The following is a 12788-nucleotide window of genomic DNA, read 5'->3' as shown; positions in this document are numbered from 1 at the left end:
GCCGTCGCGCGGGTCAGTACGCGACGGGCCAGCCGCTGCTCCAGTCCAGGAGGTTGATGCCGAGCTTGGGCGTGCCGTGGTCGTCACCGTCGTAGTAGTGGTACACGATCAGGTCGCCGTCCACGTCGTTCATGATCGACTGCCCGCCGGGTCCGATGACGCTGCCGTGCGACTCGAGGACCGGCGTACCGCCGTTGTTCATCATCGACACCCCGTTCCTGTCGAGGTAGGGCCCGGTGACGTCGGCCGCCCGGCCGACCTTGACCTTGTAGGTGGAACTGGTGCCGGCGCAGCAGGTGTCGTACGAGGCGAAGAGGTAGTAGTACCCGTTCCGCCTGACGATGTACGGGGCCTCGACGGCCTTGGTCCCGGTCGGGCGGGAGGCGAGGGAGCGGCGGGCGGTGTCGGAGGCGAGCTGCTTGCCGGTGGCCGGGTCGATCCGGATCATCTTGATGCCGGTCCACCAACTGCCGAAGGACAGCCACCACGTGCCGTCGTCGTCGACGAAGAGGTTCGGGTCGATGGCGTTGTAGTCGCTCGCGGAGCCCGACGTGTAGACGATGCCGTAGTCGCTCCAACTGCCCGGCGCTGCGGTGGTGGAGCCCGCCAGCCCGATGGCGGAGGTGTTGGAGCCGAACGACGAGACCGAGTAGTACATCAGGTACTTGCCGCCGTGGTACGAGATGTCCGGCGCCCAGGCCTCCGGGACGCTGGAGTACCGGGACCACCAGCCGGGCCGGGAGCCGAAGGCGTCCGCGCCGGCGGAGAAGGCGGTGCGGTCGGTCGATGTCTTACTGCTGATGCCGCCGCCGGTGGCGTAGAGCCGGTACTGCCCGGACGAGGTGCGGATCATCGTCGGGTCGTGGGTGACGACGGACCCGGTGACCCGGCCCGGGTCGGGGTACGCCGACGCCGTGGTCGGGACGAGGGCGAGCAGGACGGCGGCGGGGAGAGCGAGGAGTGCGGTTCGTCTGCGCATGCGGCTCACGGGGACGCTCCTGTTCCATATCTCGAACAACGATCGTCTTTTCGGACGGAACGTAGAATCGAACCCCTTGCGCGTCAATGGCCCGCACAGCGACGGCAACCAACGTCCGGGAAACACCCCGTGCCCCGGATGACACACCGGTGAACTTCTGACGGAAGGTCAGCAGTCCTGTTCCCGCGATCGCTTCGTCCCGGACAGCATGGCCTCCCCATCCATGTGCGTCCTGTCGGGGGAGTCGGGTCATGAACGGTGTTCCGTGGGAATCGCTGATCGCCGTGCTCGGCCTCGCCGTGCCCGTGACCGCCGCCCTGTGGGAGTTCTTCCTGGCCGGCCGCAAACGGCTCGGCTACCGCGTCCAGATGGACACCAGCGCCCGGGACTCGGGCTCCGGCGTCCCCGGGCCGGCGGCCGGGGTGCTCCAGAGCATGCAATGGGACGGCGTCGGCCTGGCCGACCCGTCGGTCGTGCTGCTGCGCATCGAGAACGTCGGCTGGACCCCGATCGTCGAGGGGGACTACGTCGCCCGTGCCGACGACCCGGTGGGGATACGGGCGGCGTTCCCGGGCCGCCGCGTGGTCGGCATGGTCGTGACGGAGTGCAGCCACCCCGTGCTGCGCGACTTCTTCGAACCGGGGACCCAGGGCCTCGGTGCCACGGACGGTGTCATCACCCTCCCCAAGGTGAAGCTCAACCGCCGTGCGCACTACAAGGTGCTGGCGGTCCTGGACCGCGTCACCGGCGCCGTCGGGGACGACCTCCCCGGCCCGGAGATCACCGCGGGCATCGTCGGAGGGGTGCGCGGCGGGACCATCAAGAGGACCGAGTACTACCCCTTCGCCTCCCGCCCGGTCCGCTGGCTGCTCGCCCTGCTGGTGCTGGTCAGCACGGCCCAGTCCGTGTCCACCTTCGTCCGGGACGACGACACCCGGGCAGCGCCGCTGGACTGCGCCGAGGGGACGCTGCACCTGTCCGGTTCCACCGCGTTCCAGCCGGTGCTGGAGCGTGCCGCCGAGCAGTACGTGAAGACCTGCCCCGGCGCCCGCATCCCGTTCACCGACAACTCCTTCAAGGGCAGTGTCCCCGGCCTGGACGCCCTCGCCTCGGCGGGCGGGAAGGCAGCACCCGAAGAGGGACAAGGCCTGGGAGACCGGCTGGCGTTCAGCGACGGCCCCAAGTCCGACGGCCGCCCGCAGTTGCTGCCCAGACCGGTCGCCCTGTCCCTGTTCACCCTGGTGGTCAACAAGGACGCCGGGGTCCGCGACCTGTCGCTGGAACAGGTCAGGCGCCTCTACGCGGGAGAGATCACCAACTGGAACCAGGTGAAGGGCAACGACCTGCCCGTCCACCTCGTCAGCCGCAATCCGGGCTCCGGCACCCGCACCACGCTCCAGGAACAGGTCCTGGACGGCGAGCCGCTGCCGGCCACCCTGGAGGGCGCCGACCAGGGGGCGTACCCGTACTGGCAGACGGAGATCGCCTACACCTACGGCGAACCGCCGGCCGACTCGATCGCCGCGGGTTTCCTGCGCTACCTCGCCAACGAGGTCGGCAAGGACATCATCCGCGCCGAGGGCCACCGCCCCTGCTCGGAGTTGGACAAGCCCCTGCTGTGCCGGCCGAGCGGGTCCTGACGGCCACGCGCCTCCTACGTCGGCGACGACGGATCCTTCGAAGGCCCGGGGCGAACGCGTCAGGCCCCTGTCTCGAGTCCAATCCAAGGTGAGCCCAAAAGCCGCTACGAGATGATCTTGACAGTGGGTGCGGGGCGGCCCGCGTTCTCCCAGGTGGTCGGCGAGTCACGCCGGACGGCGAGGGACGCGAGTCGGAGTGGGTTCTACGATGGGCCGGTGACCGAGACGCTGCCCCCCGCGGGCATTGCCCTCTTCGAGGCTGAACGGGTCTTGCTGGCCGAAGCTGCGGAGCCGCCGGTGCCGCCCCGGGACGCTGAGGCCCGGGACCGGGTGTGGGACATGGCAGTGCGGGCCAACCCCTCTCTCTTCGACGGGCCTGTGGTGGCGTGTGGGGGGCTGGAGTGGACTGGGCCGCGCGTCCTGCGTCTGTCGTGGGTGCGTGTGACCTACCGGCACTACGCTCTGCGTCGCGTTCCTGGTGCCACTGCGCTGCCCTCGTTGTTCGTAAACGTCGTCCAGCCGACTGACGACGGCCGTGTGCTGGTGGCGAGGATGTCGCCCTCCACGGCCGCCCCGGGCCGCTGGCAGCTGCCAGGGGGATCGGTGGAGCCGCCCCGGGGCGAGGCGGGACTGGACGAGTCGGCACTAGCCGGCCAGGCCGCGCGGGAGCTGGTAGAGGAGTTGGGGATCGGCTTGGCTTTCGAGGACCTGCAGCTGTGGGTGGTCACGCGCGGCGAGAACGGCAGTGTCGGCCTGACCTACCTGGCACCGGCCCTTCCCGAGGCGACGCTGCGCGCGGACTTCACCGCTGCTGCGGCGGTCGAGCGCGCCCAGGGCCGTGAACCTGAACTCGACGGCATCGCTCTGGTGCGCTCACCGGACGAACTGGCCGTTCTGGCCGGTCCGCACGCGGACTACCTGGAGCCGGTCGTCCGCCGTTTCTCCGGGTGCCGCTGAGGTCAGACGCCGGAGAGGAGGTCGCGTCCCCGTTCGTCGAGCTCGGCCACGCACCGCAGGCCACGGGACCGGAAGCGTGCGAGGTCGCCGCGCATGCGGGAGACCGCCTTTCGGGTACGGACGGAGCGGACACCGTCCATGTGGTCGATGGCCCGATGCCAGGTGGCGCACGCCTGCTCGATGCTGCCGCGCTTGAGGTGCATCTCGGCGCCCGCGACCAGGTCCAGGGCGACGATGCGCGCGTAGGTGTCTGCCGGGCGGGCCGTGGCGGCCAGCGCGTACTGCTCGGCGGCGGCCCGGTGGTCTCCCAGGGTCTCATGGACCTTGGCGGTGCGGGAGTACACCGACGCGGCCGGTGGGCCCCAGGCCAGCGCCCAGAACGGCACCTCGTCGCCGGGAGCGGCGGTCAGCAGGGTACGGGCGTGTTCGGCCTCGGCGAGGGCCGCGCGGCGCTTGCCACTCTTGGCCAGGGTGTGGGCGTGGACGACGCGGAAGAGGGCTTCGGTCTGGGCGTCGACCCGCCCCTTGGCGCGGTACAGGCCGGTCTCGGCCAGGCCCAGGCAGTGCTCGGGGCGGTGAAGCTTGAGGCCCTGCATGGCCATCGTGCGCATCACGAATCCGTCGTGCCCGCGCAGTCCGGATTCGGCGGCCAGGGCGTAGGACTGGAGGTAGTAGCGCTGGGCGAGTCCCTGCTGACCCGCGTCGTAGCTTTTCCAGCCCAGCAGGTGGACGCCTCGGCCGGCGGCGGAGAGCATCTGCCGGCGGGCTTCGTCAGTACGGAACCGAGCCCGGCACAGCGAGGCGACGTCATCGCGGAGGTAGGTGACCAGGGCGCTGCGGCCGTGTTGACCGCCGTGACGTTCGTCCATCTCCGAGAACGCGTGGATCATGTCGCGGACGGCGGCGACTTCGGCCATGCCGACAATGTGGCCGGTGCGAGCGGCCTGGGTGCGGGAGGCGATGTCCTGAAGGTGGCTGAGGGGTAGGGCTGCGGCTGCCACGGAGTAGGCGGAGGCCGTCAGGAAGCGGCGGCGGTCCAACTCGTACCTCCACATCGGTAGCAGAACATCCATCGGGTCGCTCCCGAGGGACAGCCCGATGGTGTCATTTTCGGCCTCTGGTGGGGAGAGCAAGCCGAGGTCGGCGGGGGTAAGGAGGCATCCCAGGCGTCGGGAGAGCGCGACCGCAAGGTAACGGGGTGTGTCGCCGCGGGGCACGGATCCGCTGAGCCAGTGCTCGACGTTGGACTTGTTCGTGCGTAAGTGTGTGCCGCATTCGGCGGCGACCGCGCAGACCGCCTTGGCCAGCGCCTCGTAGGTGAGGCCGGATTCGGCGACAAGCGCGCTGAGCTGGATGTTCGGCATACGGGTGGTCATGAGCACCTGTCCGGATATACGCGATATACCGCTTGGCCTGCCCGACACGGTACCGCTGTGCGGCGAACGCCGGTTGACTCTCCATCAGGCCAGATCCCGGCGGCTGGTACCAGTGCCGCCCCCGGATCTGCTCCTGTGCCCACATCCGCGAACCGCATGTGATGCCCCATGCCCCGAGGAGGGATTGCCATGGACGACCAGGAGGATCGCTGGATCGCCGCCTCGGCGTCGGCTCTGCTCGCGGCGGAGTACGAGCAGGTGCCGATCGAGGCGCTGACCGCGCGGCGGCCGGGACTGCCCTTGGCTACGGCCTACCGGGTGCAGAAGGCGGCGGTCACCCAGCGGATCGCGGGTGGCGCCCGCGTCGTCGGCCACAAGGCCGGGGTGACCTCCAAGGCCATGCAGGAGCAGATGGGCGTCGACGAGCCGGACTGGGGCGTTCTGCTGGACGACATGGTGCTCCCTACCGGCAGCGCCGTGGCCCGTTCGGTGCTGATGCAGCCGCGGGTAGAGGCCGAGATCGCGTTCCGGCTCGGCTGCGATCTGGCAGGCCCGAACGTGAGCGAGGACGAGGCACGGGCGGCGGTGAAGGAGGTGTTCCTCGCCCTGGAAGTGATCGACACCCGCTTCACCAGTTGGCGGATCACGATCGCGGACAGCATCGCCGACAACGCGTCGTGCGCTCGGGTCGTCACCGGGTCCATGGTGCCGCTGAGTGCGGAGATGGACCTGTCCGCCGAGGCGCTGGTCGTCAGTGTCGACGGCTCCGCGGTGGTCACCGGAGCGGGCCGTGCCGTCCTGGGGGACCCGCTCCGTGCCCTGGTCTGGCTCGCCGGTCGGCTCCACCACTGCGGCGACCGGCTGCGCGCCGGGCAGCTGGCCTTGGCCGGGGCCGTGCACGCCAGCCTCCCTCTGGAAGTCCGGAGCACGGTACGCGCCCGCTCGCCGCATCTGCCGCCGGTCGAACTGCACGTGTGCTGATCCTCGGAGCCCGGTGCCGACCCCGGCGCCGCACCCCTCATGCACCACCCCTCCCCTTGGACGAAGGAGCGGCCGATGGCTACGGATGGACAGCGTCTGCGTGTCGCCGTACTCGGCGCGGGCCTGATCGGGATCGACCTCGCCGACAAGATCCGTCGGTCGGCGAAGCTGGAACTGGCCTTGGTGGCAGGCCGCGACCGGGACAGTCTGGGACTGCGTCGGGCGGCCGCCATGGGCCACCCGGCCACCGATGGCGGGATTCACGCCGTGGTGGAGGGCGGCCCGTTCGACGCGGTCTTCGATGCCACCAACGCCGACAGCCACGCCGAGCACTGGGCCGCGCTGCGCCCGACCGGCACCACGCTGATCGACCTGACCCCCACGGGACTCGGCACGGTCATCGTCCCGGGCGTCAACAGCCACCGGGCGGCGACCCACCGGCACCTGAACCTCGTCAGCTGCGGCGGGCAGGCGGCCATTCCGGTCCTGCACGCCATCGCACAGCGCTGCACCCCCACCTACATCGAAGTGGTCTCCACCGGGGCGAGCGCGAGCGCCGGCCGGGCCACTCGCCTGAACCTCGACCAGTACATCGCCACCACCTCCGCCGCGATCCGGACCTTCACCGCCGCCCCGGACGCAAAGGTGATGGTCAACCTCAGCCCCGCCCGTCCCGCCCCGCCGTTCCGGGTGGCCATGACCGCCCTCGCAGAAGACATCCGTGCCGCACCGGTCCGCACGAGCATCGCGACCGCCGCCAAGGCCGTGCGCGCCTATACGCCCGGATACAAGGTGACCTCCCTTGCCGTGGCCCCGGGCCGGATCTCGGTCGCGGTGGAGGTGACCGCCTCCGGCAGCCGCCTGCCCCGCCACGCCGGAAGCGTCGACATCATCAACGCCGCCGCCGTCCTGCTCGCCGAGCAGTCGGCCGCCACCTCCCGATGAAGGGAACCCGTCCATGGACACACCCCCGCGCAAGCGGTCCCGGATCCTCCTGCACGACCCGACCCTGCGCGACGGCCACCACGCGGTCGGCCACCAGCTCGACGCCGACCAGCTCCGCGCCTACGCCACCGCCGCGAACGCCGCCAAAGTGCCGGTGGTGGAGGTCGGCCACGGCAACGGCCTGGGCGCCTCCAGTCTCCAGATCGGCCGCGCCGCGCTCGACGACGCCACGATGCTCACCATCGTCCGCGAGGCCCTCACCTCTTCGCGGATGGCCGTATTCATGGCCCCCGGCTGGGGCACCTCCCATGACCTGGTGGCCGCCGTCCACCACGGCGCCGACGTCGTACGGATCGCCGCGCACTGCACCGAGGCCGACGTCACCGAACGTCACCTCGGCGTTGCCCGCGACCTCGGTGCCGAAGCCCAGGGCGTCCTACTCATGAGCCACATGACCGGACCCAACGAACTCGCCGAACAGTGCGCCCTGATGGCGACGTTCGGCGCCCAGGCTGTGGGCATCATGGACTCTGCAGGCCACTACCTCCCGGCCGACGTCACCGAGCGGGTGCGCGCCGTCGCCAGCGCCGTCGACGTGCCGGTCATCTTCCATGGCCACAACAACCTGGGCTTGGCCGTGGCGAACAGCCTTGCCGCCGTGGACGCCGGGGCGTCCGTCATCGACGCGACCGCTCGCGGGTTCGGCGCCGGGGCCGGCAACACTCAGCTCGAAGTCCTCGTGGCCGTTCTCGAACGCCATGGCATCGAGACCGGTATCGGTCTGCGCGAGGTTCTGACCGCCGCGGACATCACCGCCGACCGCCTGATGAAGGCCCCGTCGGCCATCGACTCGACCGCCGTGGCCAGCGGGCTCGCCGGGGTGTTCTCCGGCTTCAGGCGGCCTGTCCAGCAGATCGCCCACGCCGAAGGCGTCGACCCCGTCGACCTGTTCCTCGCCCTTGGTGAGCGGCAGGTCGTCGCCGGGCAGGAAGACCTGATCGGTGACGTCGCCCGGCAGCTCAAGGCGGCCACCTGATGACCGCCGCATCCGAGGCCGCCGCAAGGGCAGCCGTGATCTGCGGAGTCGGCGCGGCGCTGCCCCCGCACATCGTCACGAACGCCGACCTGACCGCACGTCTGGACACCACGGACGAGTGGATCCGCTCGCGGACCGGCATCACCCAACGGCATGTCGCCGGAGTAGACCTGTCCACGACCGACCTCGCCGTCCGTGCGGCGGCCCAGGCCCTCGCCGACGGTGAACCGGTCACGGTGGAGGCCGCGGTGGTGGCCACGACCACCCCGGACCGTTGTTGTCCGGCCACCGCACCTGCCGTGGCCACCCGGCTCGGGCTGACTGGAGTTCCCGCCTACGACCTCGCGGCCGGCTGCACCGGTTTCCTCTACGCCCTCGCCACCGCGGCCGGGCTCATCGCCGCCGACACCGCGCGGACCGTCCTGGTCGTCGGCGCCGACCGTCTCGCCTCCCTTCCCGACCCTGAGGACCGCACGACCGTCCCGCTGTTCGGTGACGGCGCCGGAGCCGTGGTGCTGCGCCGCGGCAGCGCGGACGAGGCCGGAGCGCTCGGGCCGGTGGTCCTGGGCAGCGACGGAACCGGCGCCGACCTGATCCGGGCCTCCCGCTCCGGCACCCTGCACATGGACGGAGCCGACGTCTTCCGACATGCGGTCGACCGCATGTCCACCGCCTCCCGCCAAGCTGTCACCGCCGCCGGTTGGGACGTTACAGACATCGACCGTCTGATCCCGCACCAGGCCAATCGCCGCATCACCTCGTTCGTCGCCCGACACCTCGGTGTCCCCGACGACCACCAGCTCGGCAACGTGGGCGACTTCGGCAACACCGGCGCCGCGTCCATCCCCCTGCTCCTGGCCCGCTCCGCCGCCGACGGCAGCCTGGAGCCCGGACATCGCACCCTGCTCACCGCATTCGGCGCCGGACTGACTTGGGGCGCCACCACCCTCATCTGGCCAGACCTCCCCCTCACCCACCTTCCGGAAGGAGCCGGGCATGACCGGTGATCTTGTCCACATCCTGACCGACGACCTCAAGCTGCCCGCCGAACGGCTCACCGACGACGCCAGCCTCGACCACGCCGGATTCGACTCCCTGGCCGTCGTCGAACTGTCCGTCCTCCTGACCGACCGCTACGGCATCGACATCAGCGACAGCGACATCAAGGACGCCACCACCCTCGGCCGGCTCGACCTCCTCATCATCAGCAAGCGCAGCGGAAGGTGACCACCCCATGACCAGCACCAGCCGTCGGCCCGGGCGGGCCTGGATCATCACCCCCGGCCTGCACAGGGACCGCTTTGCCGGCGCACAGAAGTCCGGCGCCGCGGTCGCCGTCGTCGACATCGAGGACTCCGTCGCCCTCCCCGACAAGCAGACCGCCCGCACTGCCTCGGAGTCGTTCTTCGCCCTCCCCGACCCGCCGTGCACCCGCGGCATCCGGATGAACAGCCTCACGACGATCCACGGCATCAAGGACCTCGTCGCCCTCGCCGTCTACACCGCCCGGCCCGACCTCATCGTGGTCCCCAAGGTGGAATCCCCCCGCGACATCGAACTCGTCGCCGCCGCGCTCGACACCGACGACTACGCCCCCGGCATCTGGGCGCTGATCGAAAGCCCCCGTGCCTTCGACACCCTCCCCGCGATCATGCGCGCGGCCCGGCTCGACGGCGTCATCTTCGGCTCCGCCGACTACGCCGCCTCCGTCCACTGCGGCCTGGGCTGGGACGCCCTCCACTACGCCCGCTCGGCCCTCATCAACGCGGCCACCGCCGCGAACATCCTCGCCGTCGACGCCCCCACCTGGGAACTCGACAACCCCGGCATCCTGCGCCGCGACGCCGAACGGGCCAAGGAACTTGGTTTCTACGGCAAGGGCTGCGTACATCCCCGCCACGTCCAAGTGATCAACGACGTCTTCACCCCCACCATCGAGGAGATCGCCCAGGCCCGCGCCATCGTCGCAGCCGCCGACGCCAGTGGCGGAACGGTGACCACTGTGGACGGACACATGCGCGGCACCCCCTTCTTCGACGCCGCCCGCACTCTCGTCGCGGAAGCGGACCGTACGTCATGAGCACCGGCCTGCCCCACGGCTACCGACAGATCGGTGAGGACAGGATCCGAGAGAGCGTCGGCCTCTCCTACCCCGAACTCGCCCCCGGCCTGGTCATTGAGCACCGGCCCGGCCGGACCGTCACCGAAGTCGACAATCTCCTCGGCACCGCCCTGAGCGGCAACGTCGGCCCCATCCACACCGACGCCCACTACAGCAGCCAGACCGAGTGGGGCCGCATCCTGGCCTGCTCCGGCGTCACCCTCAATCTGGTGGCCGGCATGACCGTCCGCAGCATCAGCGGCCTGACCACCGCCAACCTCGCCGTCGACCACGTGCGCTTCACCGCGCCCGTCCACATCGGCGACACCCTGTACGCCGAAACGAAGATCCTCACCCGCCGGGCCTGCGAGAGCCGTCCCCACACTGGGGTCATCACCTGCCACACCACCGCCCACAACCAGGCGGGCATCAGCGTCCTGACCTTCACCCGCGCCTTCCTCGTCCCCCTGGACGCCGACGCCGCCCGCGACGCCACCCACTACTGAAGGCGGACCATGAACCAACTGACCTTCGCCCCAGCCGATGACGGCCGGTGGGAGCAATACGACCAGCTCGCCACCCGCGCCTACGGCCACCCGATCGGCGACATCACCCACCTGTGCGAACACGCCGACCTCCAGGTCGCCGTCCGCGACGGCCGGGTCGTCGCCGGCGGCCTCGGCCTCCTCGTCGACCAGTTCTTCGGCGGCGCTCCCGTCCCCAGCGCCTGCCTCGGCGACGGCTGCGTGGCCCCCGAGGAACGCGGCGAGCACCTGGCCACCGAAATGACGGCCGAACGGCTGCGCCCTCTGATCGAGCGCGGAGCCGTGATCTCCACGATCAGCACTTCCTCCACCGGCTATGCCCGCCGCCTCGGATGGGAAGCCCCCACCAACGTTCTCGCCTGGGCTGTGGCCACCGACGACCTCAAGCGCTCTTTCACCACTGAGGACTTCGAAGTCGAGCACGGACTGACCGACGAAGCCGAAGCTCTCCAACGCGACCTCGCCCGCCAGTGGAACGGCCCCGTCCACCGGCCCACCTGGTGGACCCGGTGGAAGCAGGACAAGAGCAACCTCACCACCTACCGCTTCGCCCAGCCCGGCCACCCCACCGCCGGCCTGCTCAGCCTCACCACCAAACGGCACGAGCGCCACGGTACGAGCCTGACCGTCCACGACTTCTGGGCCGCCAGCCAGCCAGCCGCCGCCGCCATGCTCGCCTTCCTCGGTCGTCACAACACCCGCGCCCGCACTATCACCTTCCGGCGCGGCGCCCTCCCCCCTTGCCCGACCCTCCTCCACGGACTCCGCCACCACCGAACCACCGCCGAAGCCTGGCACCCCTGGATGCTCCGCATCCTCGACCTCCCCGAGGCCATCCGGCTCCGCGGTTGGCCGGGCGACCTCACCACCGCCGTACCGATCGAGATCGAGAACGAGGTCGGCGACCGGGGCAAGTGGATGCTCCAGATCAAGGCTGGAACGGCCGAGATCGTCCCCACCCACGTTCAGGGACAGGTGACCCTTACACGGCACCAGCTCGCGGTCTGGTACGCCGGCGGCTACCGGTCCACCACCTCAGCACGCCTGGCCGGAGTCCACGCCGTATCGGAGAAGACACTCGCGACCCTCGTCCGCAGCACGACACAGTTCGAGCCCTGGCTGCCCGACCACTTCTAGCAACCACGGGGGCTGCCCTGTGCCACCTCGCCTCTCCTGTCGGCAAACGTACGTCGCGAAGTGGCCGTGGGGGCCGCCCGCTTCTTTGCCAGTGTCGTGCTTCCACGACCCGAGTAAAGGGCGCTGCGCGTCGCCTTCGGCGATCGGCCTACGGCCGACCCTTGATTCGGGTCGCTCCAGCACGGGTGAGAAGCGAGCGGGCGGCCCGGAAAGACGGGTGGCCGAGCCGGGTTTGCGATCAGCCGCCCGCTGCGTCGGCACCCGGCGTGGGCGGTGCGCACCAGCGCCTCGCATGCACGCCGGGCCGTCTCGGCGGGTGACGGCTGGTGGGGGTGGGGGAAGGGTCCCCGGCGCGGCTCTTCTCCGGCGCCGGTTCGGCGGCGAGGCGAGGGCGATCGGCATCGATCTGGGGGGGTGATGGGGAGAGATTGGACGCTCTGTCCCGCCATCCCTCTCTTCGGAGGGAATCCCCGCCTTTGGGCGGGGAGGGAATCCGATCTCAGGGCTGCTCTGACCTGCTCTGACCCGCAGGTTACGACGGACGTTTTTGCTGCTCGATGTACTGACGGACGATCGACAGCGGAGCTCCGCCGCATGATCCGGCGAAGTAGGAGCCGGACCAGAACCGGCCGTGCATGATGAAGCGGTTGACGCGGCCGGTGAACTCCTGGCGCAGGTAGCGCGAGGACACGCCCTTGAGCGAGTTGACCAGGTTCGAGAGGGCGACCTTGGGCGGGTAGTGCACCAGCAGGTGGACATGGTCGCCCTCCCCGTTGAACTCGGTCAGGTCCGCGCCGAAGTCCGTGCACACGTTCCGCATGATCTCCTCGCAGCGCGTCAGCATCTCGTCGTTGAAGACCTCACGCCGGTACTTGGTCACGAAGACCAAGTGGACATGAAGGTTGTGGATGACGTGGCGACCCCGGCGGATATCGGTATTTGGTTCCCAGCGTGGTGACATAGACCAAGCGTAGTATGATCGACGGGCCCGACCGGAAGGGGGTGGGCTGGATGATCCGTGCGTACAAGTTCCTCATGCGGCCCACCGTGGGCCAGGCCGCTGCGCTCGCCGCGATGCTGGCCGATCACTG

At 70.2% G+C, this 12788-nt stretch carries 13 protein-coding genes; 10 read left to right on the top strand and 3 right to left on the bottom strand.

Annotated elements, in window-relative coordinates; genetic code table 11:
* Positions 1–13 precede the first annotated feature (13 nt).
* Entirely contained in the window at positions 14–979 is a 966-nt protein-coding gene (locus tag KUM40_RS09830; RefSeq protein WP_217165183.1) for an arabinan endo-1,5-alpha-L-arabinosidase, read from the bottom strand.
* A gap of 251 nt (positions 980–1230) precedes the next feature.
* Between KUM40_RS09830 and KUM40_RS09825 the strand changes: the two genes are divergently transcribed.
* Together KUM40_RS09825 and KUM40_RS09820 are read left to right on the top strand one after the other, a co-directional pair.
* Positions 1231–2619 carry a substrate-binding domain-containing protein gene (locus KUM40_RS09825; protein WP_217165181.1) on the top strand — a complete coding sequence of 463 codons (1389 nt, stop codon included), beginning with the start codon at positions 1231–1233 and terminating at the stop codon, positions 2617–2619.
* Between the two features lie 216 nt (positions 2620–2835).
* Complete coding sequence (locus tag KUM40_RS09820; RefSeq protein ID WP_308401105.1) at positions 2836–3576, top strand: NUDIX domain-containing protein; 741 nt, start codon at positions 2836–2838, stop codon at positions 3574–3576.
* Positions 3577–3578: 2 nt separating this feature from the next.
* Here the strand turns inward: KUM40_RS09820 and KUM40_RS09815 are convergent, their stop codons facing one another.
* Positions 3579–4952 carry a hypothetical protein gene (locus KUM40_RS09815; RefSeq protein ID WP_217165177.1) on the bottom strand — a complete coding sequence of 458 codons (1374 nt, stop codon included), beginning with the start codon at positions 4950–4952 and terminating at the stop codon, positions 3579–3581.
* Positions 4953–5141: 189 nt separating this feature from the next.
* On the opposite strand from KUM40_RS09815, the gene KUM40_RS09810 reads away from it, so the two are divergent.
* The 8 genes from KUM40_RS09810 (at position 5142) to eis (ending at position 11697) form a co-directional block, all read left to right on the top strand.
* Positions 5142–5933, top strand: a complete 792-nt coding sequence (locus KUM40_RS09810) for a 2-keto-4-pentenoate hydratase (RefSeq protein ID WP_217165175.1) — start codon at positions 5142–5144, stop codon at positions 5931–5933.
* Between the two features lie 75 nt (positions 5934–6008).
* The gene (locus tag KUM40_RS09805) at positions 6009–6878 is read left to right on the top strand and encodes an acetylating acetaldehyde dehydrogenase (protein ID WP_217165173.1); all 870 of its coding nucleotides are present in this window, start codon (positions 6009–6011) and stop codon (positions 6876–6878) included.
* Positions 6879–6891: 13 nt separating this feature from the next.
* A complete protein-coding gene (gene dmpG, locus KUM40_RS09800; protein WP_217165171.1) occupies positions 6892–7914 on the top strand; it encodes a 4-hydroxy-2-oxovalerate aldolase in 1023 nt (340 codons plus the stop codon).
* Entirely contained in the window at positions 7914–8921 is a 1008-nt protein-coding gene (locus KUM40_RS09795) for a beta-ketoacyl-ACP synthase III (protein WP_217165169.1), read from the top strand. The genes dmpG and KUM40_RS09795 overlap by 1 nt, the downstream gene beginning before the upstream one ends.
* Positions 8911–9141: an acyl carrier protein gene (locus KUM40_RS09790; RefSeq protein ID WP_217165167.1), complete on the top strand. Its 231-nt coding sequence runs from the start codon at positions 8911–8913 to the stop codon at positions 9139–9141. The genes KUM40_RS09795 and KUM40_RS09790 overlap by 11 nt, the downstream gene beginning before the upstream one ends.
* A 7-nt stretch (positions 9142–9148) precedes the next feature.
* Positions 9149–9994, top strand: coding sequence for a CoA ester lyase (locus tag KUM40_RS09785; protein ID WP_217165165.1), 846 nt, complete (start codon positions 9149–9151; stop codon positions 9992–9994).
* Positions 9991–10521, top strand: coding sequence for a MaoC/PaaZ C-terminal domain-containing protein (locus tag KUM40_RS09780; protein WP_217165163.1), 531 nt, complete (start codon positions 9991–9993; stop codon positions 10519–10521). Before KUM40_RS09785 ends, KUM40_RS09780 begins: the two co-directional genes overlap by 4 nt.
* A 9-nt stretch (positions 10522–10530) precedes the next feature.
* Positions 10531–11697, top strand: coding sequence for an enhanced intracellular survival protein Eis (gene eis, locus KUM40_RS09775; RefSeq protein ID WP_217165161.1), 1167 nt, complete (start codon positions 10531–10533; stop codon positions 11695–11697).
* A gap of 532 nt (positions 11698–12229) precedes the next feature.
* On the opposite strand, the gene tnpA is transcribed toward eis, so the two are convergent.
* Entirely contained in the window at positions 12230–12658 is a 429-nt protein-coding gene (gene tnpA / locus KUM40_RS09770) for an IS200/IS605 family transposase (protein WP_217165159.1), read from the bottom strand.
* Positions 12659–12788 lie beyond the last annotated feature (130 nt).

The organism is Streptomyces sp. AC512_CC834 (assembly GCF_019049325.1).
Lineage (GTDB): Bacteria > Actinomycetota > Actinomycetes > Streptomycetales > Streptomycetaceae > Streptomyces.
The sequence above is the reverse complement of the archived record's forward strand: the minus strand, read 5'-3'. Positions and strand labels throughout refer to the sequence as shown.

Coding starts and splice junctions, on each gene's coding strand:
- KUM40_RS09830 (WP_217165183.1), bottom strand. CDS start 979: ATGCGCAGACGAACCGCACTCCTCGCTCTCCCCGCCGCCGTCCTGCTC.
- KUM40_RS09825 (WP_217165181.1), top strand. CDS start 1,231: ATGAACGGTGTTCCGTGGGAATCGCTGATCGCCGTGCTCGGCCTCGCC.
- KUM40_RS09815 (WP_217165177.1), bottom strand. CDS start 4,952: ATGACCACCCGTATGCCGAACATCCAGCTCAGCGCGCTTGTCGCCGAA.
- KUM40_RS09810 (WP_217165175.1), top strand. CDS start 5,142: ATGGACGACCAGGAGGATCGCTGGATCGCCGCCTCGGCGTCGGCTCTG.
- KUM40_RS09805 (WP_217165173.1), top strand. CDS start 6,009: ATGGCTACGGATGGACAGCGTCTGCGTGTCGCCGTACTCGGCGCGGGC.
- dmpG (WP_217165171.1), top strand. CDS start 6,892: ATGGACACACCCCCGCGCAAGCGGTCCCGGATCCTCCTGCACGACCCG.
- KUM40_RS09795 (WP_217165169.1), top strand. CDS start 7,914: ATGACCGCCGCATCCGAGGCCGCCGCAAGGGCAGCCGTGATCTGCGGA.
- KUM40_RS09790 (WP_217165167.1), top strand. CDS start 8,911: ATGACCGGTGATCTTGTCCACATCCTGACCGACGACCTCAAGCTGCCC.
- KUM40_RS09785 (WP_217165165.1), top strand. CDS start 9,149: ATGACCAGCACCAGCCGTCGGCCCGGGCGGGCCTGGATCATCACCCCC.
- KUM40_RS09780 (WP_217165163.1), top strand. CDS start 9,991: ATGAGCACCGGCCTGCCCCACGGCTACCGACAGATCGGTGAGGACAGG.
- eis (WP_217165161.1), top strand. CDS start 10,531: ATGAACCAACTGACCTTCGCCCCAGCCGATGACGGCCGGTGGGAGCAA.
- tnpA (WP_217165159.1), bottom strand. CDS start 12,658: ATGTCACCACGCTGGGAACCAAATACCGATATCCGCCGGGGTCGCCAC.